The organism is Novosphingobium nitrogenifigens DSM 19370 (assembly GCF_000192575.1).
Lineage (GTDB): Bacteria > Pseudomonadota > Alphaproteobacteria > Sphingomonadales > Sphingomonadaceae > Novosphingobium > Novosphingobium nitrogenifigens.
In genome coordinates this window covers 49,794-74,668 of record NZ_GL876925.1, presented here as the reverse complement: position 1 = coordinate 74,668, position 24,875 = coordinate 49,794, and the positions used below count along the sequence as shown (strand labels likewise).

The 24,875-nt window shown below is 64.2% G+C and carries 33 protein-coding genes; 3 read left to right on the top strand and 30 right to left on the bottom strand.

The annotated features are described in order from the left end of the window. Positions 1–59 precede the first annotated feature (59 nt). From Y88_RS00355 to nifH, 12 genes are all read right to left on the bottom strand, one after another. Entirely contained in the window at positions 60–458 is a 399-nt protein-coding gene (locus tag Y88_RS00355) for a Rieske (2Fe-2S) protein (protein WP_026167059.1), read from the bottom strand. A gap of 11 nt (positions 459–469) precedes the next feature. Further along, the gene (locus tag Y88_RS00350) at positions 470–907 is read right to left on the bottom strand and encodes a group III truncated hemoglobin (protein ID WP_008065006.1); all 438 of its coding nucleotides are present in this window, start codon (positions 905–907) and stop codon (positions 470–472) included. Continuing rightward, positions 904–1,539, bottom strand: a complete 636-nt coding sequence (locus Y88_RS00345) for a nitrogen fixation protein NifQ (RefSeq protein ID WP_036500606.1) — start codon at positions 1,537–1,539, stop codon at positions 904–906. The genes Y88_RS00350 and Y88_RS00345 overlap by 4 nt, the downstream gene beginning before the upstream one ends. A gap of 5 nt (positions 1,540–1,544) precedes the next feature. Next, positions 1,545–1,820 (bottom strand): ferredoxin III, nif-specific, encoded by a 276-nt coding sequence (gene fdxB / locus Y88_RS00340; RefSeq protein ID WP_018076052.1) that lies wholly within the window; start codon positions 1,818–1,820, stop codon positions 1,545–1,547. A 5-nt stretch (positions 1,821–1,825) separates the two neighbouring features. Next, entirely contained in the window at positions 1,826–2,029 is a 204-nt protein-coding gene (locus tag Y88_RS00335) for a CCE_0567 family metalloprotein (RefSeq protein ID WP_008065009.1), read from the bottom strand. A gap of 13 nt (positions 2,030–2,042) precedes the next feature. Next, complete coding sequence (locus Y88_RS00330) at positions 2,043–2,498, bottom strand: NifX-associated nitrogen fixation protein (protein WP_008065010.1); 456 nt, start codon at positions 2,496–2,498, stop codon at positions 2,043–2,045. Between the two features lie 2 nt (positions 2,499–2,500). Next, positions 2,501–2,905, bottom strand: coding sequence for a nitrogen fixation protein NifX (nifX, locus tag Y88_RS00325; RefSeq protein WP_008065011.1), 405 nt, complete (start codon positions 2,903–2,905; stop codon positions 2,501–2,503). Beyond that, positions 2,902–4,296: a nitrogenase iron-molybdenum cofactor biosynthesis protein NifN gene (nifN, locus tag Y88_RS00320; protein WP_018076051.1), complete on the bottom strand. Its 1,395-nt coding sequence runs from the start codon at positions 4,294–4,296 to the stop codon at positions 2,902–2,904. The genes nifX and nifN overlap by 4 nt, the downstream gene beginning before the upstream one ends. Then, positions 4,296–5,735 carry a nitrogenase iron-molybdenum cofactor biosynthesis protein NifE gene (gene nifE / locus Y88_RS00315; protein ID WP_008065013.1) on the bottom strand — a complete coding sequence of 480 codons (1,440 nt, stop codon included), beginning with the start codon at positions 5,733–5,735 and terminating at the stop codon, positions 4,296–4,298. Before nifE ends, nifN begins: the two co-directional genes overlap by 1 nt. A gap of 57 nt (positions 5,736–5,792) precedes the next feature. Continuing rightward, positions 5,793–7,352, bottom strand: coding sequence for a nitrogenase molybdenum-iron protein subunit beta (gene nifK, locus Y88_RS00310; RefSeq protein WP_008065014.1), 1,560 nt, complete (start codon positions 7,350–7,352; stop codon positions 5,793–5,795). A 62-nt stretch (positions 7,353–7,414) separates the two neighbouring features. Continuing rightward, complete coding sequence (gene nifD, locus Y88_RS00305) at positions 7,415–8,914, bottom strand: nitrogenase molybdenum-iron protein alpha chain (protein WP_008065015.1); 1,500 nt, start codon at positions 8,912–8,914, stop codon at positions 7,415–7,417. Between the two features lie 133 nt (positions 8,915–9,047). Then, entirely contained in the window at positions 9,048–9,923 is an 876-nt protein-coding gene (gene nifH, locus Y88_RS00300; protein WP_008065016.1) for a nitrogenase iron protein, read from the bottom strand. A 421-nt stretch (positions 9,924–10,344) separates the two neighbouring features. Here nifH and Y88_RS00295 point away from each other — a divergent pair, with 421 nt between their 5' ends. Together Y88_RS00295 and Y88_RS00290 are read left to right on the top strand one after the other, a co-directional pair. Then, positions 10,345–10,809, top strand: a complete 465-nt coding sequence (locus Y88_RS00295; protein WP_232280861.1) for a response regulator — start codon at positions 10,345–10,347, stop codon at positions 10,807–10,809. A 34-nt stretch (positions 10,810–10,843) separates the two neighbouring features. Continuing rightward, positions 10,844–11,074 carry a hypothetical protein gene (locus tag Y88_RS00290; RefSeq protein ID WP_008065018.1) on the top strand — a complete coding sequence of 77 codons (231 nt, stop codon included), beginning with the start codon at positions 10,844–10,846 and terminating at the stop codon, positions 11,072–11,074. Positions 11,075–11,114: 40 nt separating this feature from the next. Here Y88_RS00290 and Y88_RS00285 read toward each other — a convergent pair whose 3' ends face one another. The 18 genes from Y88_RS00285 to Y88_RS00200 all read right to left on the bottom strand — a co-directional run bounded on the left by Y88_RS00285 (position 11,115) and on the right by Y88_RS00200 (position 22,268). After that, positions 11,115–11,582, bottom strand: a complete 468-nt coding sequence (locus Y88_RS00285; RefSeq protein ID WP_008065019.1) for a TOBE domain-containing protein — start codon at positions 11,580–11,582, stop codon at positions 11,115–11,117. Beyond that, on the bottom strand, positions 11,579–11,857 hold the full coding sequence (gene grxD / locus Y88_RS00280) for a Grx4 family monothiol glutaredoxin (RefSeq protein WP_232280862.1): 279 nt from the start codon (positions 11,855–11,857) through the stop codon (positions 11,579–11,581). Before grxD ends, Y88_RS00285 begins: the two co-directional genes overlap by 4 nt. Positions 11,858–11,900: 43 nt before the next feature. Next, complete coding sequence (locus tag Y88_RS00275) at positions 11,901–12,161, bottom strand: BolA/IbaG family iron-sulfur metabolism protein (protein ID WP_008065022.1); 261 nt, start codon at positions 12,159–12,161, stop codon at positions 11,901–11,903. Then, a complete protein-coding gene (locus tag Y88_RS00270; RefSeq protein ID WP_008065021.1) occupies positions 12,161–12,466 on the bottom strand; it encodes a 2Fe-2S iron-sulfur cluster-binding protein in 306 nt (101 codons plus the stop codon). The genes Y88_RS00275 and Y88_RS00270 overlap by 1 nt, the downstream gene beginning before the upstream one ends. Positions 12,467–12,475: 9 nt before the next feature. Then, positions 12,476–13,678 (bottom strand): DegT/DnrJ/EryC1/StrS family aminotransferase, encoded by a 1,203-nt coding sequence (locus Y88_RS00265; protein ID WP_018076049.1) that lies wholly within the window; start codon positions 13,676–13,678, stop codon positions 12,476–12,478. Then, the gene (locus tag Y88_RS00260) at positions 13,675–13,959 is read right to left on the bottom strand and encodes a hypothetical protein (RefSeq protein ID WP_008065023.1); all 285 of its coding nucleotides are present in this window, start codon (positions 13,957–13,959) and stop codon (positions 13,675–13,677) included. The genes Y88_RS00265 and Y88_RS00260 overlap by 4 nt, the downstream gene beginning before the upstream one ends. A gap of 9 nt (positions 13,960–13,968) precedes the next feature. Then, positions 13,969–14,343 carry a DUF3024 domain-containing protein gene (locus Y88_RS00255; RefSeq protein ID WP_008065024.1) on the bottom strand — a complete coding sequence of 125 codons (375 nt, stop codon included), beginning with the start codon at positions 14,341–14,343 and terminating at the stop codon, positions 13,969–13,971. A 14-nt stretch (positions 14,344–14,357) separates the two neighbouring features. Continuing rightward, positions 14,358–14,588, bottom strand: a complete 231-nt coding sequence (locus tag Y88_RS00250) for a nitrogen fixation protein NifZ (protein WP_232280860.1) — start codon at positions 14,586–14,588, stop codon at positions 14,358–14,360. A 17-nt stretch (positions 14,589–14,605) separates the two neighbouring features. Continuing rightward, complete coding sequence (locus tag Y88_RS00245) at positions 14,606–14,947, bottom strand: nitrogen fixation protein NifZ (RefSeq protein WP_008065029.1); 342 nt, start codon at positions 14,945–14,947, stop codon at positions 14,606–14,608. Further along, the gene (locus Y88_RS00240; RefSeq protein WP_008065030.1) at positions 14,940–15,470 is read right to left on the bottom strand and encodes a hypothetical protein; all 531 of its coding nucleotides are present in this window, start codon (positions 15,468–15,470) and stop codon (positions 14,940–14,942) included. Before Y88_RS00240 ends, Y88_RS00245 begins: the two co-directional genes overlap by 8 nt. After that, positions 15,467–15,694, bottom strand: coding sequence for a 4Fe-4S binding protein (locus Y88_RS00235; protein WP_008065032.1), 228 nt, complete (start codon positions 15,692–15,694; stop codon positions 15,467–15,469). The genes Y88_RS00240 and Y88_RS00235 overlap by 4 nt, the downstream gene beginning before the upstream one ends. A 12-nt stretch (positions 15,695–15,706) precedes the next feature. Then, positions 15,707–17,275 carry a nitrogenase cofactor biosynthesis protein NifB gene (gene nifB / locus Y88_RS00230; protein WP_008065033.1) on the bottom strand — a complete coding sequence of 523 codons (1,569 nt, stop codon included), beginning with the start codon at positions 17,273–17,275 and terminating at the stop codon, positions 15,707–15,709. Positions 17,276–17,577: 302 nt separating this feature from the next. Beyond that, positions 17,578–18,429 carry an SIR2 family NAD-dependent protein deacylase gene (locus Y88_RS00225; protein ID WP_008065034.1) on the bottom strand — a complete coding sequence of 284 codons (852 nt, stop codon included), beginning with the start codon at positions 18,427–18,429 and terminating at the stop codon, positions 17,578–17,580. A gap of 3 nt (positions 18,430–18,432) precedes the next feature. Beyond that, positions 18,433–18,645: a putative nitrogen fixation protein NifT gene (gene nifT, locus Y88_RS00220; protein ID WP_008065035.1), complete on the bottom strand. Its 213-nt coding sequence runs from the start codon at positions 18,643–18,645 to the stop codon at positions 18,433–18,435. Next, positions 18,642–19,505 (bottom strand): 4Fe4S-binding leucine-rich repeat protein, encoded by an 864-nt coding sequence (locus tag Y88_RS00215; protein WP_008065036.1) that lies wholly within the window; start codon positions 19,503–19,505, stop codon positions 18,642–18,644. The genes nifT and Y88_RS00215 overlap by 4 nt, the downstream gene beginning before the upstream one ends. A 27-nt stretch (positions 19,506–19,532) precedes the next feature. After that, a complete protein-coding gene (locus Y88_RS00210; RefSeq protein ID WP_008065037.1) occupies positions 19,533–19,727 on the bottom strand; it encodes a 4Fe-4S dicluster domain-containing protein in 195 nt (64 codons plus the stop codon). Between the two features lie 158 nt (positions 19,728–19,885). Next, on the bottom strand, positions 19,886–21,214 hold the full coding sequence (locus Y88_RS00205; protein WP_018076048.1) for an MFS transporter: 1,329 nt from the start codon (positions 21,212–21,214) through the stop codon (positions 19,886–19,888). Between the two features lie 4 nt (positions 21,215–21,218). Further along, positions 21,219–22,268, bottom strand: coding sequence for a LacI family DNA-binding transcriptional regulator (locus Y88_RS00200; RefSeq protein WP_232280859.1), 1,050 nt, complete (start codon positions 22,266–22,268; stop codon positions 21,219–21,221). 181 nt (positions 22,269–22,449) lie between these two features. Between Y88_RS00200 and Y88_RS00195 the strand changes: the two genes are divergently transcribed. Then, the gene (locus tag Y88_RS00195; protein ID WP_018076047.1) at positions 22,450–24,858 is read left to right on the top strand and encodes a glycoside hydrolase family 3 protein; all 2,409 of its coding nucleotides are present in this window, start codon (positions 22,450–22,452) and stop codon (positions 24,856–24,858) included. Positions 24,859–24,875 lie beyond the last annotated feature (17 nt).

Genomic DNA, 24,875 nt, shown 5'->3' with positions numbered 1-24,875 from the left:
ATTCTTGTTTTGCCGCGTTTTCCAAGCCACCAGATGATTCCATCTGGTTCGAAAACGCTCTAGGCCCCCAGCCCGTCCTCGATCAGGTCCACGCCGACAAGGCAGATCTCGCCTTCGTCGATCACGACCTCGATCGGGGACAGGCCCTCGCCCCGGCAGGGCCCCTCGACGCACAGGCCGGTGCCCATGTCGAACAGCGCGCCGTGCTTGCCGCACTGGATGCGCATGCCCTCGCCGTCGAGGAATTCACCGCGTTCCCAGTCGAGGTGGACGCCCTGATGCGGGCAGCGGTTTTCATAGGCGCGGACGTGCTTGCCCCAGCGCAGGATGAAAATGGGCCAGACTTGCGGCGCACCGTCGGCGCCGGGCCGGGCGAGCACGAATGCGCGCGCACGGCGGTTGGGGATGTCGTCCAGCGCGCAAACGGCATAGATCGCCGGGGTCCCCGTGCTCGTCATGTCCGGGCTCGTCATGTCCGTGCCCCCGGTTCGGGAAGCGGCAGGAGCCCCATGCGGAAGCTGATCGTCATGTGCGCCGCGCGCTTCATCGCCTTGTCGGCAAGATCGGGGGGCAGCACTTCGCCTACCGCTTGCGAAAAGAACGCCATCCAGCGATCGAAATGCGCTTCCTCCACCCGCAAATGGGTGTGATGCGAATAAGGCGTGCCGCGCTGGTAGCGCTGCGTCCCGAGCAAGGCATGGCTCCAGAAATCGGCAACGATCGCCATGTGGGGTTCAAGCTCGGGAATTTCGGCGCGGAACATCGGCCCGAGCAGATCGTCGGCAAGGCACAGGTCATAGAACCGGTGCACCATCGCCACGATCTGCGCCTCGGCCGCCGCGTCGACGGCAGGTTCAGGAGGAATCGCGCCCTCGTCGGGGGGCGAGGAACAGATCGGGTCGTTCATGCCATGCCTCCTTGCGCCACGGGCGCGAATGCGGGACGGGCATGGGCCATCCGGGCCAGCAGGGCTTCCCCGTCCTCGCTACCGAAACACTGGTCGAAGTCGTCGCATTCGCTGCAAACGGGCGCCGCGCACAGGGTAAAGCCCTCGTCCGAACACATCATGCGATAGAAGAACTTCTTCCATTTCATGTCCTGTTCGTTGCGGCGGGCAAGGCGCGGAAAATGGCGGCGCATCACTTCACTGAGCTCCGCGCGGTTGCCGAGCCCCAAGTCCTGCCACAAATGGTGGGGCCGCATGGCGCGCCGGGCGATCATCCGCGCGAGCAGGGCCTCGAACCGGGTGGCGCCGCTGCTGTTCATCCACAGGATGTCGCGCAGGGTCTGTTCCTGCACTCCCACCGCCAGAACCGCGCCCCCCGCCCCGGCAAGGCCGAACCCGCCAAAAAGGCACCGCGCGAGGGCGGCATGGTCGGCGCCGTCAAGGCCGCTGCGTTCGGCAAGGTCCACGCCTTCGCGCTCGGCTTCCCCGGCGGCCAGCGCCAGCACGGCGGCCGCCACGTGCGCATCGAAGGGATCGCTGCCCACCGCCGCCGCCGCATCGGTCAGGGCGTCGTAAAGCAGCCCCGCCCGCATCGCCGTCACGCCTCCCCGTGCGTCTGGCAACTGGTCGGGCAGACCCGCGCACAGGCGCCGCAACCGATGCAGGCCGCCGCGTCGTCGAGCGCCATGACCCGCTTGACGATTTCGTCGTCATCGTCGTCGTCATCGACCAGCGCGCCGTCTTCGGTAAGGCCGTGGAGACCCATGACGCCCCGCCCGCAGACCTTGAAGCAGCGCCCGCAGCCGATGCACAGTTCCGGATTGATGGCGAGAAGGTATTCCGGGGTCCAGGCGCGCCCGCCGCGCGTCAGCATCCCGGTCACGCCTTTTCCTCCAAAGCCTTGATCGCCGCCCGCGCCTCGGCCAGCGCGGCGTAGGTTTCCACCACGCGCTGCGCCACGACCGGCACTTTCTCGACCCCGACGGGCAAGTCCTCGGACAAGTCGTGCAAGTCCATCTTGGCCTGCATTGCCTTGGCCGACAGCTTTTTCACTTCGGCCTTGAGCGTATCGACATCGACCATCGCCTTGCCTCCCTCAGTAATCCGCAACGGCGGGGAACTGCTCGATCATCGCGATCGCCTGCGCGATCAGCTTCTCGGCCTCGGCATTGAGCTTTTCGAGGCTGTCGAAGCCGAAGCGATGAACGTCGCGCAGCGCCTTGTTGACCACGATCAGGCGCCCGCAGGCGAGCACCATGCGGCCAAAGCCTTCATGACTGAGCTTCATCAACGGGCTGACCATCCGTCCGCAGCGCCGTTCGATCGTCAGGCACAGCGCGCCATAGAACAGTTCCAGCCGCCAGATCGTGTCGGGATCGGGATCGCCGATGATCGGAATGGCCCGGCGCTTGTCCTTGTCGACGATGAACGGTTCGATCAGGTCCAGATCGCTCTTGCGGTCCCACGATCCGTGGGTGTCCTGCGCACGGATCTGGCGGACGAGATCGGCGGCAAAGCCCTCGATCACGGGCAGGGTTGCAGTCGCTTCCATGGTCAGGCTTCCTCTTCCTCGAAATCGAAACTGCGCTCGCCGGACTTGCTCATGATCTTGCGCAGCCACGGCGGCGGCGTGCCCTTGAGCACGTCCTGCAGGCGGCCGAGCATGGCCTCGATCGGTTCGGGCTCGGCGACTTTCATCGGGTGGATGTTCTGTGCCACCACCCGCGCCGCGCCCGATCCGCCGATCGCCGCAACGACCAGGATCGACACGCCTGCCAGTGCTTCCAGCTTGGGCGCGAGCTTGTCCTCGTTGCCGTCCTCGTTGAGCTCGCCGGAGAACTCCACCACCCGGTCGAGCGCCCATCCTTCGGCAGTCAGGTCATAGATCGCCAGATTGCGGGCCCAGCCGAAATGGGCGTCGATCCGTTGGAGATCCTGTGTGGCAAAGGCTACTTTCATTCCGCTGCCTCCCTGATGGTGGTGTGCGTGCTGGTGGAATCATCGGCCCAGGCATCGCGCCAGTCGTCGGCGCCTGCCTCGTGGCGGGCGTGCATCAGCATGTTGCCGATCGCGAAAATAAGGTCGCGCGTGCCCTTGTACCCGACGCTGACGAGGTGCCCCGCGCCCAGTGTGTCGAACAGCGGCAAGCCGATGCGGAAATGGGGAAGACCCAGCCGCTCGGCCGCCTGCCGCCCGTGGCTGTGCGTGACGAGGATCTGCGCATGTCCTTCCCGCGCCTCGTCCTCCATGTCTTCCAGATCGCCGATCACGACTTTGGCGGCGGGCACTTCGGCATGGAGCGGGCTTGCGGTCGAGGACACCGCGCTGACGATCTCGCCGCCCATTTCGTGCAGGAACGTCGTCAGCGCATAAAGCAGGTCGGGTTCGGCCGCGACCGCGATACGCCGCCCGCCGATGTGGAAATGCCCGTCGAGCATGGCATCGATCAATTGCCCGCGCTGACGCCGGTAGCGCAGCGGCACCGGCCGCCCGGAAATCCGCGACAGATAGCCCATCAGCACGTCGCAGGGGGCAAGCCCGGTCAGCCGTTCGAACAGGCGATAGGGCACCCCGGTCCGGCGCATCAGCGCCTCGGCCGCCGGGCGCATCTGTTCGCCGATGGCGATGGTATGGGCGGCCATGCCCATCGCGCGCACGTCGCCGACCGATGTCCCGCCCAGCGTGGTCGGGGTAAAATCCTGCGGGATATGCCCGTCGAGCGAGCCGGAAAGATCGGGCAGGAACGTCGGCACCAGCCCGAATGCCTCGAACAGGTCGCGCAATTCGTCGATGTCACCGGGCGTCATGTGACATCCGGGCAGGACATTGACCCGCGCGGGATCGCGTATCGGCGTTACCCCCGGCTCGACCGCATCGACGAGATGTTCAACCATCGCCTCGACCGCGCGGGCCCAGCCGTCCTGAAACGCGCCCGCGAAGTCGGGCGTCGAACAGGGCACGATCGCGATCGACGCCAGCTCGGGATGACGCGCGCGGATCTGGCGGACGAAGCCGTCGAGATCGTCGCCCTTGATCTCCGTCACCCCGGTCGAACAGATCCCGATCAGCTCGGGCCTGGTCCGCTTGGCAATATTGAGCACGGCCTGCTCGACATTGTCGAACCCGCCCAGAACGGTCGCCACTTCGCTCATGGCGGTGGTCTGCAACGGGATCGCCTCGCGGAAATGGCGGACGAACAGGACCAGCCCGAACGAAGTGCACCCCTGCGATCCGTGCAGCAGCGGCATCGTGCCGCGCAGCCCCATGAACGCGAGCGCGCCCCCGATCGGCTGGCTCATCTTGAGCGGATTGACCGTGCAGGCCTTGCCCGAGCGTTCGACCCGCGCCATCACGCCGCCTCCGACGAAGGCGCTTCGGCAAGGGCAAGGCTTTGCCAGTCGGGCGCGTCCTCGTCCCATGGCGCGGGCGCGCGCACCTGTTCCCACATCGGGTTCGACAAAGTGCGGTCGATTTCGCGCACCATCGCGACCATGCCGTGATACCCGGCAAAGGCCTCGTGCCGTTCCTGGTTGATGTCCATCCACGGCATCGTCGCTTTCAATGCGACGAACTGCGACCGCCCGCCCGACAGCATGATGTCCGCTTCGGACCCCTTGAGCATCCGGTACATCTCGCGCGGGGGCATGTCGTCGATCATGTGCGCGTCGGCGCCCATGATCTCCTTGATCTTGTCCTTGTCCTCGTCGGTCGATTTCTTGACCGAAGTGCCGACCACTTCCATCCCCGCTTCCTGCAGGGCGGAGACCACCGACCAGCTCTTGACGCCCCCGGTGATGAGCAGGACGCGTTTTCCGCCAAGGCGGCGGCGATAGGGTTCGATCGCGGCCCAGGCGCGGGCTTCCTCGCGCGCGATCACCGCTTCGGTGCGGTCGGACAATTCGGGATCGGCCCCCCGCTCGATCAGCAGCCGGGCGATCTGGCGCAAGGAGTCCGACATGTCGCCGATGCCGTAGAACGACCCCTCGAAGAACGGGATGGCGTAGCGTTCCTCCATCTTGCGCGCGACGTTGATCATCGCCTTGGAACAGACCATCATCGCCGCGCGGGCGCGGTGCGACCACGCCACTTCGCGATAGCGCGCATCGCCCGAAATGCAGGAGAGGATGCGGATGCCAAGCTCGTCCAGCAGCGGCTTTACCTGCCAGAGTTCCCCGGCCAGATTGTATTCGCCGATGATGTTGATGTCATAGGGCGTGGTCTGCTCGGGCTCGACCGTGCCGATGACATGCTTGAGCAGAGCCTCACCCGCCAGCTTGTTGCCGAGGTTTTTCGGACCCACGAAACCGGGCGACAGGATCGGAATGCACGGGGTGCCGAGCTTTGCGCTCGCCGCCTTGCACACCGCCTCGATGTCGTCGCCGATCATTGCGGGCACGCATGTCTGGTAGACGAAGATCGCGGGCGGATCGTACTTCGCCTTGATCTCGCGCATCGCCTTGAACAGCCGCTTTTCGCCGCCAAAGACGATGTCGTTCTCGTTCATGTCGGTGGTGAAACCGGTGCGATAGAGCATGGACCCCGACGACTTGGCGCCGCGATTGTCCCAGCTCGACCCCTCGCAGGCGATCGGCCCGTGGACGAGATGGGCGACGTCGGTGATCGGCTGCAACGCGATCTTGGCGCCGTCGAACGCGCAGCCTCCCGCCGCGCCGCCGGGCTGCAACTGCTTGGTGCAGCCCTTCTTGCGCTCTTTCTCGGACTTGGCCTGGTTCTTGTCGCAACCGGGTTCGTTGAAGACATCCTGTACGGTCTGGTTCAGACTGCTCATCGCTCTTGTCTCCGAAAACGGACCCGGTCGCGGTTCATGGGCTGCTCTTTTCCGCGATCAGCGGATGATGTCGTAGGAATAGTCGGTCTGGGACGGCACGTTGGTGTTGGCGTCCATGTGCTCGAAAATGCGATCGAGAATGGTCACCAGCACGTTGAGCCCGCCCTGATAGCCCCACACCGGATAGCGGTGCTTGTGATGGCGATCGAAGATGGGGAACCCGACGCGGATCAGCGGTACGCCGGTGTCGCGTTCGAGATACTTGCCGTAAGTGTTCCCGATCAGGAAATCGGGCTTTTCGGTGAACAGCAGGCTGCGCATGTGCCACAGGTCCTTGCCCGGATAGGCCTTGCACCCCGCCCCGAACGGCGAGCTGTCGAAAAGGTCCTGCATCTTGGCCGCCCAGGCCTTGTTGCCGTTGGTCGAAAGCACCACGACCGGCTCGCCGCCCAGTTCCATCACGAACTGCGCCAGGCCATAGCAAAGGTCGGGATCGCCATAGATCGCGAACTTCTTGCCATGGATATGGGCGTTGGAATCCGCGATGGCATCGACCAGACGCCCGCGTTCCTTGGCGAGGTCGTCGGGGATCTCAACCCCGGCAAGGCGCGCGACTTCCATGACGAAGCGGTCGGTCGCCTCGACCCCGATCGGGTGATTGAGCGCCACGGTTTCCTGCCCGTGCGCGGCAATGAACGGCAGCGTCTTTTCGGTGCAGAATTCCTGCATCGAAATGGTCGCCCTGGCATGAACCGCCTGGCCCGCTTCCTCGAGCGTGGTACCGCCGTCGTACATGCGGAATTCGCCATCGGTCGGCGTGTCCCAGACGTCGGAATTGTCGCCCAGGATCGTGTATTCGACTTTCATCATGTCGAAGATGCGCTTCACTTCGCGCGTGTTGCCGACGGTATAGCCGTCAAAGCCGCCGAGGAAGTTGATCTTCGCATTGGGCACACGCACGGTCTTTTCGATCGTGCCTGCCTTGCCGTCCCAGAAATATTCAAGGACGCCCTTCATGGCATTGTCATAGCCGGTGATATGGCTGCCGACGAAAGCCGGGGTATGGGCAAAGGGAACGTCGAAATCCTCAGGGATCGATCCCTTCTCGCGCGCCGTCTTGATAAAGGCGTTGAGATCGTCCCCGATCACTTCGGCCATGCAGGTGGTCGAAACCGCGATCATCTTGGGCTTGTACATCGAATAAGTGTTGGCGAGCCCGTCGATCATGTTGTTGAGCCCGCCGAACACCGCCGCGTCCTCGGTCATCGAGGAACTGACGCACGACGTCGGCTCCTTGAAATGGCGCGAGAAGTGCGAGCGGTAATAGGCGACGCACCCTTGCGAGCCGTGGACGAAGGGGATCGTGCCTTCGAACCCAACCGCGACGAAGACCGCGCCCAGCGGCTGGCACGCCTTGGCCGGATTGACCACCAGCGCCTCGCGGCTGAAATTGAGGTCCTTGTATTCCTCGGTCTTGGCCCATTCGCGGACGCGTTCGACTTCGGCCTCGGGGTGCCGGTTTTCGAAATTCGCCCGCTTGTTGGCGATCATGTCCTTGTATTCTTCACCCCGAAACAGTTCGAAGTGGTCTTTGATGTGCTCTGCGTCCTGGGGCATGGCTGCCTCCCTGCGAATGTAGGTGGTGGGGGCGACGCCGTGGCCACCCCGGTTTCCCGAACTTATTCGGCGGCGATCGCGACGTATTCGGGGTCGGCCTTCCACGGTGCGTGGGGCAGCTTCCAGACCGGCGAATTGATCGCCATGTCCATGTCGCGGGCAAAGATCGCGAAGCCGTCATAGCCGTGATAGGGACCCGAATAGTCCCACGAGTGCATCTGGCGGAACGGCACGCCCATTTTCTGGAAGACGTACTTTTCCTTGATGCCCGAACCGACGAGATCGGGTTTCACCGTTTCCACGAACTTCTCGAATTCATAGCCGGTGACGTCGTCGTAGATCAGCGTGCCGTCCTTGACGTAATGCTGGGCGGTGCGCTGATAGTCGTCGTTGTGCCCGAATTCATAGCCGGTCCCGACGACATTCATGCCCAGGTCCTCATAGGCGCCGATGACATGGCGCGGACGCAGGCCGCCGACATAGAGCATCACCGTCTTGCCCTGAAGGCGCGGCTTGTACTTGGCGATCACCGCATCGGTCAGCGCGCGGTACTTGGCGATGACGGCTTCGGCCCCGGCCTGGATCTTCTCGTCGAAATAGCTGGCGATCTTGCGCAGCGATTCCTCGATCTTGGTGGGGCCGAAGAAATTGTATTCCACCCACGGAATGCCGTACTTTTCTTCCATGTGCCGGCTGATGTAATTCATCGAGCGATAGCAGTGGAGGACGTTGAGCTTGGCCTTGGGCGTGGCTTCGAGTTCGGCGATGGTGCCGTCGCCCGACCATTGCGCAATGACGCGCAGGCCCATTTCCTCGAGCAGGATGCGGCTCGACCAGGCGTCACCGCCGATGTTGTAGTCGCCGATGATGGCAACGTCGTAGGGCCCCGGTTCGAACGCGAGTTCCTTGCCTTCGCTCTTGTCGAAGACCCAGTCGCGGATGGCATCGTTGGCGATGTGGTGGCCAAGCGACTGCGACACCCCGCGAAACCCTTCGCAGCGCACCGGCACGATGGTCTTGCCGCCGTATTCCTTGCTCTTGTTCTTCGAAACCGCCTCGATGTCGTCACCGATCAGGCCGATCGGGCATTCCGACTGCACCGAGATGCCCTTGTTGAGCGGGAACAGCACTTCGATCTCGTCGATCAGCTTGGCGAGCTTCTTGTCGCCGCCGAACACGATGTCCTTTTCCTGGAAATCGGACGTGAACTGCATGGTGCCGAACGTGTCGATGCCGGTCGTACCCACGTAATAGTTGCGGCGCGCGGCCCAGCTGTATTGCCCACAGCCGACCGGGCCGTGGCTGATGTGGATCATGTCCTTGATCGGGCCCCACACCACGCCCTTCGACCCGGCATAGGCACAGCCGCGGATCGTCATGACGCCGGGAATGGACTTGATGTTGGACTTGACGCCGCAGTCGCTCTTGCCTTCCTCATGCACGTTGAGGTGCTTGGCACGGCGCTTGGCGGTCTTTTCGGGGTAGACCGTCAGGACTTCCTGGATCAACGCCCGGTTGCGGTCCTTGACTTCCTGAATGGTGGTGGGGGTCGAGACGCTCATCTTTCTGGGTTCCTCCTGATGGGTCCACCGCCCGCGTCCCCCATAGGACGGGGAACGCGTCGGGACCGGGAAACCGGGCCGGACCGGAGGACGTGGCGCATCCTTTCCGATCCGGCCCGGGCGGTGGGGCGGATCAGACCAGCTGCGACGCCGTCTTGCCGACCTGGGTTTCGTCCACGGCCGAAATGATGCCGTGTTCCATCAGCAGGTCTTCAAGCTCGTCCATGCTGATCGGCGTGGGGATCACGCCCCGACCGGCGTTGTTGTGGATCTTCTGCGCAAGCGTGCGATATTCGTCGGCCTGACGGCTGTCGGGCGCATATTCGATCACGGTCATGCGGCGCAGTTCGGCATGCTGCACGATGTTGTCGCGCGGAACGAAGTGGATCAGCTGGGTGCCCAGCTTCTTGGCCAGCGATTCAGCCAGCTCCAGTTCCTTGTCGGTCTGGCGTTCGTTGCAGATGAGGCCGCCCAGGCGAACCCCGCCGGAATTGGCGTATTTGAGAATACCCTTCGAGATGTTGTTGGCCGCGTACATGGCCATCATCTCGCCCGACATGACGATGTAGATTTCCTGCGCCTTGTTCTCGCGGATCGGCATGGCAAAGCCGCCGCACACGACGTCGCCCAGAACGTCGTACGAGACGTAGTCGATGTTGTCGTAGGCGCCGTTTTCTTCAAGGAAGTTGATCGAGGTGATGACCCCGCGACCAGCGCAGCCCACGCCCGGTTCCGGACCGCCGCTTTCGACGCAGCGGATGTCCTTGTACCCGATCTTCATCACGTCTTCGAGTTCGAGATCCTCGACCGACCCTGCTTCGGCGGCAAGGCTGAGGATGGTGTCCTGCGCCTTGGCATGGAGCATCAGGCGGGTGGAATCGGCCTTGGGGTCGCAGCCGACAATCAGGATGCGCTGGCCGAGGTCGGCGAGAGCGGCGAGAGTGTTCTGCGACGTCGTGGACTTGCCGATGCCGCCCTTGCCGTAAAAGGCAATCTGACGAAGTGACATGGGTATCTCCTGTCTGGTTTCACGCGAACGTTTCTTCGGCCGGACAGGTCGGCGATCGCCGGGCCCCGTCTGCCGTTACTCCCCCGTCGCGTCCGTATCGTTGGCGGCGGGTCAGACGGCAGACCGCCCCGAAAGGCCGCCTCACCGCTGCACCGGCTGTTTCGCAAAGGGCGTGCCAAATCCCTCGGAACACATTTTAATCGTTGTTTTACAGGTTTTTGATGGAGATTTCCGGGCCCGGCACCCGCGTGTGACAAACCCAACAAAGCCGCCCCACCTGTCGCAAAACCCACGCACCCCTGCCGCCATGTCGCAAAGGTCACATGGCCCCTTTCCGACGGGGAAAGCCGACAATACCGACATTTGGGCCGACACTTGTGCGCCCTCTGCCCCGTCCGGGTGCGGATGGAACGGATCGTGCATGACCCCATCCGTCCCCGAACGGAGAACCATGATGCAGATCGGAGTTGAAACCAGCAAAGCCGTCGACCAGCGCCGCGTCTTCGTGGTCGACGACGACGAAATCACCCGCGCCGCGTTGCAGTTCATGCTGCACGACGAAATCGAGACGCACGAGCTGTCCGACCTCGCCGGCGCCTATGCCAAGGGGCAGGACTGGCTTCAGCCCGACCTCGTCATTCTGGGGATCGGCATTCTCGTTGCCGAAGGGATCGCGGCAGTCGGCGATGTCACTGCCCGCTGGCCCGCCGCCCGCATCCTGATCGCGACGGGCAAGGAAGACGAAGCGCTCGCGCTCGAGGCTCTGCGTCACGGCGCCCACGGCGCGCTCGTCAAACCCCTGCGCCTCGAAACCGTCCGCCAGAAAGTCGACACCATCCTCGGCCGCGCGGGCGGGATGCCGCTCATTCAACTGGGCGGGTTATGACCGCTGTCCACAGCCCCCGGGGTGGACATGGCACATGGCGCGCAGCTACCCGCGCGCCATGGCAATCATCGCAACCATCATGAACACCGTCACCGGACGTCCGCTTCAGAAAATGACGTTCGGCCGCATGCCCAAGCCCTGGACCAGCTTCAATCTCGAAACCGGCGAGCTGGTCTCGGCCGAACGGATCGAAATCGGCAAGCCCGCTCCGGGCAAAGTGGTGACGCCCGTCGAAGTCTGGGTCACGGTCAAGCCCAAGGATTGAGAAACACGCAGATGGCCGCCCGAAAGCGGCCATCTGCCCATCAAGCCTCGGTCGCGAGGATCACGTGCGAGGCTTTGAACGCGGCCAGAGTGGTGCGGCCGATGGCAAGACCCATGTCCTTGAGCGACTGGGTGGTAACGACCGCCGCCAGTTCGGTTTCCTCGCCGATGTCGACCACCACTTCGCTTTCGACCGGGCCCTCGATAATGGCGACGATCGTCCCGCCGATGAGATTGCGGGCCGACAGGCGCAGGCCCGGCACGTCGTCGAGCAGCGTGATGAAGCTCGACTTGATGAGCGCCACCGCCGTACCGCCCGGATGGAGGCCCAGCGCCTCGACGCTGGTATTGGTGACAAGCGCGTCGATGACGATGCGGTCGTTGACCAAAAGGCCGACTTCGGCGTTGATGGGGCCGTGGACGATCGCGGTCACCATGCCGTAAAGCTGGTTGCGCGCGCTGGTCCGCAGGCGGGCGCGGGGGGCTCCCCCGGATGTCGCGACGCTCATGCCTGCGGCCCTCCGGCGAGTTGGGCGGTGTCGGCAAAGAGAGCCTGCAATTCCCCGCTGGCGTACATTTCGCGCACGATATCGCATCCTCCGACAAATTCGCCGCGGACATAGACCTGCGGCAAAGTGGGCCAATCCGAAAATTCCTTGATCCCTTCACGCAGGAACGGATCGTTCAGCACGTCGACCCCGACGTAAGGGCGGCCGAGCGCGTCGAGCACTTTCACCACGCCTGCCGAAAAGCCGCATTGCGGCGCTTTCGGATCGCCCTTCATGAATACCACGATCTCGTTCTCGGTCACCAGTGTGCGGATACGGTCAGACGTCGCCACGGCTTGTCTCCTTTCCTTCGGGTACGAAAGTCTGCAGGGCGAGCGCGTGAAGCGCCCCACCCATGTCCGGGCCGATCGCGGCATAGACCAGCTTGTGCTGCGCGATCCGGCTCTTTCCGGCAAAGGCGGCGCTGGTCACGCGCGCGGCCCAATGGTCGCCGTCGCCGGCCATGTCGATCATCATGACCTGTGCGTCGGGCAAGGCGGCCCTGATCCGGTCGGCAATGGCCGCAGCGTCCATCGGCATCAGACGAAACTCAACACTTCGACCGTGATGTCCTCGGTTCCGAGCACGGTGCACTGGCACGCAAGGCGCGATTTGGACCCCACGCCGACCATGCAGTCGAGCCGCGCGTTCTCGTCCGGGCTCAGCCGCGAGACGCCCTTGCGCCCTTCCAGCAAAAAGATGTGGCATTCCCCGCACGTGCTCTTGCCGTCGCACTTGTGGTTCACCTTTTCCCCGTGGGCGAGCATGGCGGCGAGGATATTGTCCCCTTCCGCAACCGTGATGGCGGTGCCGGAAGGTTTGAACGTCAAAATGGGCATGGGCATGTCTCCAATTCAGTAGATGGCCGCCCCCGCCCCGCTGTTGATCGAGGCGTCCTTCATCCGGGCGACCATGAAGGCCACCTGATCGGGTGTGAGATGGGCGTGGAAAGGCAGGGCGATCGCGCGATCGGCGACTTTTTCGGTGACGAAGAGATCGCCCTTGCGCCAGCCGAGGTCGCGATAGGCGCGCTGAAGGTGGAGGGGGCTCGAATAGGCGCAGGCCTCGACCGCCTCGGTCTTCATGTCCTCGAGCACGGCGTCGCGCGCGGAACGGGTGAAACGCGTGCCCAGATGAACGACATAGAGGAACCAGTGGACCTCTTCGACATCGGGGGCGACATAGGGGGGCTTGATCCCCTCGAAACTCTGCATGAAGCCGTCGTACATCGCCTGGACCCCGCGCCGCCGTTCGAGCAGCACGTCGAGCCGAGCGAGTTGCGACAGGGCAAGGGCGGCAACCATCTCGCCCATGCCGACCGCCAGCGGGGGCGCCATCGTCGCCGACACCGATCCGCGTTCCGCCAGAGTCCGCCGCGCCAGACGCCGTACCGCCATGGCAAGGTCAGCATCGTCGGTGACGAGCACCGCCCCTTCGCCGCAACAGATGACGCCGGGCTGGGCAAAATCGAACAGGGCCACGTCGCCGAACGTTCCGACTTCGCCCGCCTTGTGCCGCGATCCGATCGCCTCGCAGCTGTCCTCGATCAGGAACAACCCGTGAGCGTCGGCCAGCGCGCGCAAGGCGGGCCAGTCGGCGGGATGACCGGCGGTATTGGCCGCCAGGATCGCGCGCGTTGCCGGACCGATCCGTCCCGCAGCCTTCGCCGGGGAAAGCGTTCCCGACCAATAGTCGATGTCGGCAAAGACCGGCACGGCTCCGGCCGCGAGAATGCCGTGGGCGGTTTCGCGAAATCCGTGGCCCGGGCAGATCACTTCGTCGCCCGGCCCGATCCCGCGCGCGCGCAGGGCCAGCATCAGCGCGAGCGGCGCGCTGGCCAGAGCCAGTCCGTGCGCCCGTCCCAGCCGCGCGGCAAAGGCCTTTTCCAATGCCGTCGCCTGCGGCCCCTCGCCCAGCCGCGTTCCGCGCAGCACCGCCTCGACCGCCGCCAGATCCTCGGCCGTGAGGTCGGGATCACACAGCGGGATCTGCAAAGGCTCGCCCGTCGCGATCGAGACCACGTTGCCCCCCGGGCGCTCTGCTGCCGCGCCGCTCATGCGCGGGCGTCCCGCGCCTTGCGCGCGATCAGCAGCGCGGTCGCCTGTTCCGGGCTGTCGGTCACGCGGATGCAATGGGCCGACGCATCGAGCAGATGGAGATCGAGCGCGGGATGGCTGCGAAAGGGTTCCTCCAGCACGTCGTCGGCATCGCAATGCCGCCGCCCCACTTGCGGCACCAGCCGGGCAAGCGCGCTGTCGAGCGCGGTGATGTCGACGCCCGCGTCCACCGCCGCCAGGAGAGCGTCGATCCGTGCAATGTCGAAAGGAACCAGGGCCATCGCGTGCTCCTATTGCCAGAATTGCCGTTCGGGATCGGTATTGAGCCGCGCCAGCGCATCGGGCAGGCGGGCAAACAGACTGTCCTCCAGCCAGCGGTCCTCGGCATGGACCTTGCGGTGGAGCACCCAGCACCGGACGCTTTCGCGCCATTCCAGCCGGGCAATGTCGATCGTGCCCCCGTCGGGATCGGGCCCGCGCGAACAGCATGGGCTGCGCACCAGATAGCCGCCTTCGACCGGCAGGACGTCGGGCCGGACATAGAGATAGCGTTCGCGCGCAGAGAGCGCGCGCGTGACGCGCACGAGGTCCATCTCGTTGGGATGGCGGCTCGTACCCGATCCGGCGAACGGAGATCCGGGCGGCAGGGTGAACGCGATCGACATGGGGCTCGGGCTCCCTAAACCGCTTCCAGTTCGTCCTCGACGCATCCGACCAGCAGCAGCGGGCCGAATTCGACAAGGTAGACCGGAGTGTTGCTGTCGGTGTGGACGCCCGAATTGACCACTTCGCCCGCCGTCCCCGCCGCGACCAGCAAGGCGTCATCGTCATGGCCGGGATGGCTGCCGTCGTTGACCAGATCGACGCAGGCGCGCACTTTCTGCCCCCACTGGAAACGCGGCTCGCGCATGGGGCTCAATCCCGCGATCATGCGCCCGCCCCCGACAGGATCGCGGCCGGAAAGGCGCTGGGCAGGTCATCATCCCGCCCGTCATCATCGGCCATCGGCGCCAATTCGCGCCGCTTCATGCCCACCCGGTGACCGGTCTCGGGAAAATCGACGCCATAGATATAGAATTGCTGGAGAAAAGTGCCGATCGAGGTAACGACGCCCTCCTCGCCCTTTTTCACCAGGAGATCGCCGATCTCCTTGCCGGGATAAGTCCCGTCGTTGCGCACCGTGCGCAGCGAACGCACTTTCTCGCCATAGCGAAAGGCCGGTGGGCCATTGAGTTCGACGACATCGCTGTCACGGACGATATTACTCATCCCCCGCCTCCATCCGATCGAGCACATCGACCAGAACGCGCGCGCCGATGCGGTCCGCCCGGTCGAGGAACAGGAGTTTTTCGGCCGCCCGCCGTCCTTCCGCATAACGCCCGAGGCGCATGTTGAGATAGGCATAGGCCTTGAGCGAAAAGAGGAAGAAACGCGGGTGCAGCGCGCCCCAGTCGGAAAAGTCCGCATCATCGGGCTCGACCGCGTGCCAGTCCTCGCCCAGCACGTTCTGCGCCATCGCCTTGGCCAGGCATTCGCGCGCGATGTCCAGCGCCTCGATCAACCGCCCCTTGTAGAAATAGAAGCGATAGAACGCGATCAGGACCGAGGCATGGCCCGGCGCGATCCGCGCCGCGTCGAGCAGATGCGTCTCGGCAACGTCGGAATGGCGATAGCACAAGGCCGCCCGGTCGAGATGGACTTGCGCCTCGATCGGCAGCCCCCCGCCCAGCAGGGGATCGTCCATCAGGCCGATCCCCCGGTCGATATGCCGATCCTGTGCAGGAGCAGTCATGCCGGTGCCCCCTGATATCGGGGCAAGGCCGTATCGATCACACAGGTGTGATCGACCGGACAGATCGCCACGCATTGCGGGGTGTCGTAATGGCCGATGCATTCGGTACACTTGGCCGGGTCGATGACAAAGGTCGTGCCCTGTTCCGAGATCGCCTCGTTCGGGCATTCCGCTTCACAGGCCGAACAATTGGTGCACTGACCGGCAACGATTTTGTAGGGCATCGTCGCCTCCCCTTACCCGGCCAGCAGGGCGCCGCCAGAATAGGCACCCTGGCGAATGGCCGCATCGCCCCGTTCGACGTGGACGATCGCGCCCGACGCGACATTGGCGAGATAGTCCTTGAACCACGCGATCGCCGAAGCCTCGATATATTCGTGGGCAAAGCGATCGACCGGCTCGATTCCGGCCTTTTCGAGATCGGCACGCGGGCAACCGCCGATCTTGGCGACAAAGACCGCGTGGCAGTCGTTGATCGCGCGGGTGATCGTGTCGAGCGCGTCCTCTTCGCCGAAACCGCCCTGGCAATAGAGATCGACGCGGCGATGGCCGACGAACTTGGCGCCCTTTGCGCTCAGCTCATAGACCTGGAATTCCTTGGCATGGCCGAAATGCTCGTTGATGACGCCGTGTCCCTTGGTCGCGACCGCCACCAGCACGCTGATCTCGCCCACCGCGTCGAGCCCGGCGATCTCGTCGGCCTTGGCCGCGACTTTGGCCTGACGCTCGGCCTCGACCGCCTCCTGATAGGCCTTGCGCCCTTCGGCATCGTACTGGACGTCCATCGCCATGATCTTGTCGGTGGTGAATTCGGCCGAGCGATCCTCGCCCAGCAGGCCGACCGCGTCGGCGCGGCACTGGCGGCAATGGCGCATCATGTTCATGTCGCCTTCGCAGGCGTCCTGAAGCGCTTTCAGCTCCTGCGCGCTCGGCCCCCGCTGCCCGTTGAGGCCAAAGACGGTGCCGTGTTCGGGCGCGGAAATCAGCGGCATGATATTGTGCAGGAACGCTCCGCGCGCCTTCACCGCCTTGTTCACCTCGACAAGGTGCATGTCGTTGACGCCGGGGATCATGACCGAATTGATCTTGGCCAGAATGCCCCGCTCGGTCAGCATCTCGAGCCCCTTGAGCTGACGCTCCATCAGGATGCGGCTCGCCTCGATCCCCTCGACCCGCTGGTGGTTCCAGAACACCCACGGATAGATGTGCTGGCCGACTTCGGGATCGACCATGTTGATGGTGATGGTGACGTGATCGACCTTGTACTTGGCGATTTCGTCCACCCAGTCGGGAAGAGCAAGGCCATTGGTCGACAGGCACAGCTTGATGTCGGGCGCGACTTCGCTGATCAGGCGGAACGTCTCGAACGTCTTGCGCGGATTGGCAAGCGGATCGCCCGGCCCGGCAATGCCCAGCACGGTCATCTGCGGAATGGTCGAGGCGACGGCCAGCACCTTGCGCGCGGCCTGTTCGGGGCTCAACCGTTCGGACACGACGCCGGGACGGCTTTCATTGGCGCAATCGTACTTGCGGTTGCAATAGTTGCACTGAATGTTGCAGGCCGGAGCCACCGCCACGTGCATGCGGGCGTAATGGTGATGGGCCTCTTCGGAATAGCAGGGGTGGTTCTTCACCTTTTCCCAGATTTCGGGCGGCATGTCGGCCGGACCCGCGCTGGACCCGCACGAAGCCTTGCCACCCTCGCTGCTCGTGCCGCAGCCTTTGTGCTCGGCCATCTTCTGCATCACATCGGCGATATCGACCACCGGTTCTCCGGCGGTACTCCCCAGAACGGAACTGGCCATAAGCTGCTCCTTGATTTGGGTCGGTCCTGGACGGACATGCCCGGACGACCATGTGCCGGGTCATTCGCAAAGCCTGTGCCAAGTCCCCAAAGACGCAGATTTCCGCCGAATTCCGTGTATTCCCGGTGTGTTCGTCGTTGTGGGATTTGCGCCATTGTCGGGAACCGGACAGGCCCCACAAACAGAAACGGCGCCGACGGGCCTCTTGGCCTTGGTCGACGCCGCGTTAAGGAGGCGGTACCGGCCCACGCCCCCACCGCCTGCAAAATTCGCTCCCTGCGAATTTTGAAACAACTCTCAGGTCAGGACATCAGGCGGTTCAATGCCTCTCCCAAAGGCATGTCGATCACGACGAAATCATGCTCGTCGAGAAAGCGGTGTTCATTGCGCGTCAGGCTGGCGACCTCGACGATCGCGTAATGGCGGTCCGACGACCGCTTGATGATCTGCCGCGCATAGGATCGCAGCATCTGGTCGTGGAAACGGCATCCCGCGAACAGGAACGCCTTGCCGGTGCGGCGGCGGCGCACTTCGTCCGGGATCGGTGTCTGAATGTCGATCTCGGTCAGGACTTCGACATAATCCGCGTCGGAAATCAGGAAATTGCCCAAGGGCCGCGCGCTGCCGTGCGGGGTATAGAGCACTGTGCGCGCCGCTTCGCCAAGGCTTGCCGGGATCTGATCGCCCGAAGGGCCGAACCAGCGATACCACTTGTCCTCGCCGATCAGAGCGCGGCTGATCGCCTGCACTTCGGCCCAGTCGGTCGCGGTTTCGGCAAGCGCCCCGCGCATGTCCCCCGCATACCAGCTGTCCACCACCAGCGGCAGGCCGAGCCCGGCGAGCCAGCGGTGGAACGACGATGGCACGATGCCGGGGGCAAAGGCATCCGTCATCCACGCGACCAGCGTATCGCGGAACCGGTGGCTTTCGATATATTGCGCCGCGGCCCAGGCATTGCCGACCGCGCGCCGGGGCAAAGTCGTGCGCGTCGCGAAATAGGCGGCCAGATCCTCGGGCGTCAGCGGCACCGGCGAAGGCGAGACCGTCAACGCGGAAATGCCGGGGCCAAGGTAGGGAACCACGTCTCCCGCGCGCAAGCCTTGCGCAATTTCGGGCAGCAGCACCTCGGGGTTTGAAAGCGCGAGTGTCGCCATGGCTCAATCCTCCCCGCTGCGCTTGCGCGCCTCGACCGTGATCGGAAGACGCGTGTCGTCGGCCATTTCGGGCAAGTCCAGCACCCAGCCGTTGCCCAGCCGCACCCAGCCGCCCCACAGGCGATCGCTCTCGATTTCCACGATCGGCTCTTCCAGATCCTTTTTGGGCACATAGGCGGACAGCGCGCCCTCGGCGCGGCGGATCATCACTTTCATGGGGCTTTCTCCGGGTCGGGGACGGAATTGACGAGGCGCAGGCCTGTGCCCTGACGATGAACGGCAAGGCGGGCGGCGAGCTGCGGCACCGCCGCGATGCGTTCGTGCGCAAGCTCGCGGATCGGTTCTTCCGGATCATCGAGCAACTCGAACAGTTCCTCTTCCGCGATCCGTTCGGCAACGACATGACGGACGCGAAAATCGCTGTCGGACAGCATCAGCACCAGTTGGTCGGCGGGCAGGCGCTCGGCCACTTCGCGCCGGACCAGCGGGTCGGGATCGAACGTCATGTCGGGCAAGGCGCGCAAGTCGATGCGCCGCGCCACCCATTGCCGCACTTCGGGATCGGGATCGTGCCGGACCAGCGGCAAAAGCTCGGGCGGCATCCGCCGCACCGCCGTCAGCCGCACCATATAGGCGCTGTCGTGGATCGCGGGCATCAGCGCCTGCCCCGACAGGCGCGAGGCGGCGGCGATGCGCACATCGGTATCGGGATCGTTTATCATCTCGCGAATGCGCTCCTCGGGAAGCCGCAGCGTGGCCATGGCCCGCACTTCGGGTTCCGGGTCTTTCAGCATCGGGGGCAGGCGAAAGAGGTTGCAATGACGGGCAGCTCCCGCGCGCACCTCGAAATAGGGATGATCGAGATACCGGTCCGCCAATTCGGGATTCCCGCGCAGGAACCGTTCGACCCGTCGCGCCCGGCGGTCGCGGATACAGGCCTTGCCCTTGGCGCAAAGCCCCATCTGGTTGATCGCGATATGCGCACATTCGCGACAGCGGATCGGCCGCCCCTGCCAGTCGAGCGGGGGGCCGAGGCCGTCATCGCGTTCGAGACGCGAACCGTCGCCGGGAACCAAGGCCGTCCGTCCGGCAGAGGGCGACGATCAGGCCGGAACGCAGGTATTGGGAACCGGACAGACCACCGCGCACTGGGCCGTGTCGAAATGCCCTTCGCACTCGGTGCACTTGGCCGGGTCGATGATAAAGGTTTCCCCCTTCATGCGGATCGCCGCATTGGGGCATTCGAACTCGCACGCGCTGCACCCGGTGCACTGCGACGCGATGATCTTGTAGGCCATGGTGGATCTCCTCGATGACGGTTGCCCGAGGTGCAAAGCAGAAACCGTGCCAGAGCCGGGAACCCCACCTTTCCGCCATTTCGCGCCCGCAGACCCATGTCGCACTTGCGACAGGGCTGTTGGAAAGCCGACGCAGGATCAGCCGGCCATCTCCGCCATCACGCCCCGCCCCCACCCCCACCGGGTGTCAGGACTTTTGCGAATGATTTCAGATCATTGATTTCGTTATCGGTTGCATCGGCGTGCTGCCGGACACCCCGTGGACGGGCAATCATCGCCAGACACAGCACAGCGGCAAGGACACCCGCGCAGGCGCAGGCGAGCAGGACCAGCGGCATCGCGGAAACCAGCAAGGCGTGCCGACCGGCCTGCATTGCCGTCACCGCGATGAGGATCGCGGGCAGCGTATTCGCAAGGTTCATGTACCCCAGCAATCGCCCCCTCTGGCCGGACGTGGCGATCATTTCGGCTACAAAAGCCGCTTCGACCGAGAAAAAGGCCGCCAGAGCCAGATGAAGTACCGCATAGGACAAGGCGAGGGATCGCCAACCGGGCGCCAGTGCAAAACCCGCCAGAGCCAGTGCCGCCAACAGCGCACTGACCGCCATGAGCTTGCGTCGGTCAGACAGAATATCCGACCATCGGCCCGCCGCGACGGCGCCGCAACAGGCCGCCAGCGCAGCCCATAGCGAGAGCCAGCCCACGGCGCCGTCTGCGTCCCATCGGCCGCCCCCCATCCCCCCTCGCGTCAGAAAGGCAATATAAGGGTAGAGATAATTCGTCAGCAACGTGGCGCCCAGTTGCAGCAAAAAGCGCGCCCACCATGCCAGGACGATATTGCGCACCGGCAGCGGCCCCATCGCGGGCGGCGCGTGGAAAGGAATCCCGGTTTGCGCCCGGCTGACCCCGAACGGCCACAAGACCAGCAGCGGCGCCACACAAAGCGTGACCAATAAGAGCGTCCCCCAAAAGCCGCGCAAGCCGTCGACCGGCGCCACCCAGGCCACCAAGCCCACCGCGCCCGTGGCCAGCGGCAATGCGCAATTGAGGAAGCCTGCAACCCGCCCTTTGCGCTGATCGGGAATATAGTCCGAGATGAGCGCGCCCATCGGCGAGAGCAGCAGATTGACGGCAATCTGGAAGGCAACGACCCCCAGGATGAGCAAGAGCGGATCAAAGGATACGGCAAGAACGCCATACGTGGCGATCAGGCACACGAGGCCACTCGCCAAAGTCAGGCGGCGGTCGCCCCGGCGCACCATGGCCTTGTCGCTCATGTGGCCTGCGACAATATTGGCAAGGCTGGCCACGACCCCGCCGACCAGCACCAACAGGCTGAGCAGGCGTTCGCTACCGCCCGCCACCGTGATCAACGCCACCCGGCGCGGGAGCAGCAGGACCAGCAGCGGCATGAACGCGATATATGCGCCCACATAGGCCTGCACATAAAGCGCTTCGCCAAACGTCAGGGCACGGGATTTTGCCACCACGTCACCCGTGCGGCATTTGCGTTGTCGATCGCACCACGAATTCATAGGGCGCTTCAAAAGCGCCGAACCCGTCCTCGCCCTTTGAAATGGCGATCAATTGCGCGCAGGCTTTGCCGATCATCGCGGCCGTCGGCTGCCGGATCGCGGTCAGCGGGGGGACACTGAACCGCACGCCCGGCGTATCTTCAAAGCTGATCACCGAAAGGTCATCGGGCACTTTGAGCCCGCGACCGGCCGCGACATGCAGAGCGGCAAACGCCATCTTGTCATTGTCGGCGATGATGGCTGTCGGGGGGCTGGGCGTATCGAGCATCTGTTCGAGGACTTCGACCGCCATGTCGAAATAGAAATTCCCCGCGCCGATGGGGCCTGCGGTTTCCGGCAGGCCCGCTTCGGCGAGCGCCTCACGGAAAGCGGCGCGTCGCCGCTGGGACGGACCATAACTGAGCGGGCCGGTCAGAAAACCGATGTGGCGATGGCCCAGATCGAGCAAATGGCGCGTAACCTCGCGCATGGCGCCCGCATCGTCCATGAACACATCGACAAAGTGGCCGCCTTCGCTGTGTCCCACCCGTGCGCAAGGAATACCCTGCCGGTCGAGCCAGTCGGTCAGTTCGCCGTTGTCGCAATGGGGCGGGGTCAGGATCACCCCGTCGGGGCGCAGGGAGCCGATGGCCCGGGATATTTGCGGAATGGCCGTATCGGTATCCGTGTCGATCAGTTCAAGCACGATATGGTAATTGTGCCGCTCGCATTCGCTCATGCCGCCATAGAGCATCTGATCGACCCAGTCGTTGCCGCGCCCCGATGTCCAGTTCTCGAACGTGCGGGCGCGATCATTTATCGAAAGGATCAGATAAGAACGCCCGCCGCCCATCCTCCTTGCCGAGAGATTGGGCACATAACCGAGCTTTTCGACCATCGCTTCAACACGTTGGCGGACTGCGGGCTTCACATTGGGGCCGTTGTTGATGACGCGTGAAACAGTCTGGCGCGAGACACCGGCGGCGGTAGCAACATCCTCGATCGTGACTTTTTTAGGCTTTTGCATCGCAATCCCTTCGCCCGGATTATCCCCGTAAAGGGGCCCGACCACAAGAAGATTGAGAGCGTTCACAAGGCATATTGTGAACGCTCTCAAGATGAGGTAATCCCCGTCGCAAGCAATGATTCACCGCCTGAAAGGCGGCGCACGGGAGAGATGAATGAGACGGCTTAAATCCCGTAAGGGGATGATCGGAGGCCTGTGCCTGACTGCCCTGGCCTTGCCGATGGCAGTTCAGGCGAAAAGCGCCCAGCCCAAGGTAGAACCACTCCCCCTTGAACAGCAGATCACCGCTCTGCTTGGCCGCATGAGCGTCGAACACAAAGTCGCGCAGTTGGTCGAGCCCGACATCGGCTCGATCACGCCCGAAGACATGCGCCGTTACCGTTTCGGCACGATCCTGAATGGCGGCAACAGCGGACCGGGCGGCGATGACAAGGCGCCCGCCCCGGCATGGCTGGCGCTGGCCGATGCCATGTATCGCGCCGGAACCGAACCCCTGCCGAACGGAGAACCGGTGATCCCGCCCATCTGGGGCATCGATGCGGTGCATGGAAACAACAACATCGTCGGGGCCACGCTGTTTCCGCACAATATGGCGCTGGGTGCGGCGCATGATCCCGAACTGGTACGGCGCATCGGCGCCGCCACGGCCGAAGAAATCGCGGTCATCGGCGTGGACTGGGCTTTTGCGCCGACGCTGGCGGTGGTCCAGGATACCCGCTGGGGCCGCTCTTACGAGAGTTTTTCCGAAGACCCCGAGCAGGTTGCACAAATGGGCGTGGCCGAAGTCGAAGGGTTGCAGGGCAAGCTTGGTGCAAAAGACTTCCTCGACCAGCGTCACGTGCTGGCGAGCATCAAGCACTTCTTTGCCGACGGCGGAACCGGCGGCGTCGACCAGGGCGACACCCGCGGCGATCTGGACGCCATCATCCGCACCCATGCCAGCCCCTATATCCCTGCGATCAAGGCGGGCGCCCAGACGGTAATGGCCTCTTTCTCGAGCATCAACGGACAGAAGATGCACGGCAACAAGGCGTTTCTGACCGACCTGTTGCGCACCCGGATGGGCTTTGACGGCCTGTTGGCGGGCGACTGGAACGCACATGGGCAAGTGCCGGGTTGCAGCAACACCGATTGCCCGCAGGCGCTCTTGTCGGGTCTGGATGTGTTCATGGTGCCCAACGACTGGCGCGGGCTGTATGATTCCTTGCTGCGCGAAGTGCGCGACGGCACGATCCCGATGTCCCGGCTGGATGAAGCCGTCGGGCGCGTGCTGCGGGTCAAGCTGCGGTACGGCGTGTTTGAAAAGCCTGCTCCGGGCAAGCGTGCCCTTGCCGGGCAATGGGGCTTGCTCGGCTCGCCCGACCATCGCGCTCTCGCCCGCGAGGCTGTGGCCAAGTCGCTGGTCCTGCTGAAAAACGATGGGGTTTTGCCGATCAAAGGCTCGGCGCAGATTCTGGTCGCAGGTCACGCGGCGGACGATATTGCGCAAGCAGCGGGCGGGTGGTCGATCACCTGGCAAGGCGGCGGCGATCTGACCAATGCCGATTTCCCCGGCGCGACATCGATTTTCGCAGGGATTGCCGCAGCGGCCAATGCGGCGGGAGGCCATGCGACTCTTTCGCCCGACGGCAGCTTTGCCAAGCGTCCCGATGTCGCCGTCGTGGTTTTCGGCGAAAAGCCCTATGCCGAATTCGTCGGCGACCGTCCCGATCATGCGCTGCGCGACGAAGAAGGCCTGACCCTGCTGCGCAAACTCAAGGCGGCAGGCGTGCCGACCGTGGCCGTGTTGCTGTCGGGCCGTCCGCTCTGGATGAACCGCGAACTCGCCGCTGCCGATGCCTTTGTCGCGGCATGGCTTCCCGGCAGCGAGGGCGCGGGGATTTCCGATGTGTTGATCGGTGATGCGAAAGGCCGCGCGCGCAAGGATTTCAGCGGCAAGCTCACGTTTGCCTGGCCATCGGCGTGCGACGCATCGGGCAAACCCCTGTTCGCGCATGATTTCGGCGGCAGCTATCATCAGCCCATGCCGGGTTTGCCCGCGCTCGGACAGACCTGTGCCGCCTTGCAGGCGAGCGCGGGCAACATTTTCGAGATCTTTCACAAGCGACTGGCGGGCGGCGTGGATGCCAGCATCCGCGCAGGCACCGACGAAGTGCAACTGCACGGCTTTGTCGGCTCCGGCCCGCGTGCCGCTCTGCGCGTGCTGGGCTTTGACTATTCCGCACAGGAAGACGCGCGCGAATTGCGCTGGACTGCGCCCGCCGAACTGCGCCTCACCTGGTCGGCCGACCAGATGCAGCCCTTCAACGGCGCAAACTCGGGCGAAGTCGTGCTGCGATACACGATAGATCAGGCTCCCACGGGCCCGGTCACACTGAGCGGCGAAGGAGGCAAGGCAGTCGATCTTGTCCCGACCTTTACCGCTTTTGCCGCCCATGGCTGGCAGAGCGCGCATATTCCGCTGGCCTGCCTTGGCGGCAGCGGGATCCGCGGCCTTGCCCTGGCTTCTGCCGCGCCGCTCGGAATGAAAATCGCCACGATCGAATTGCGCCCCGGCGGGCAGGCAAAGGCCTGCACCGGGCCGATGTGAAACCCGCGCAATCAAGC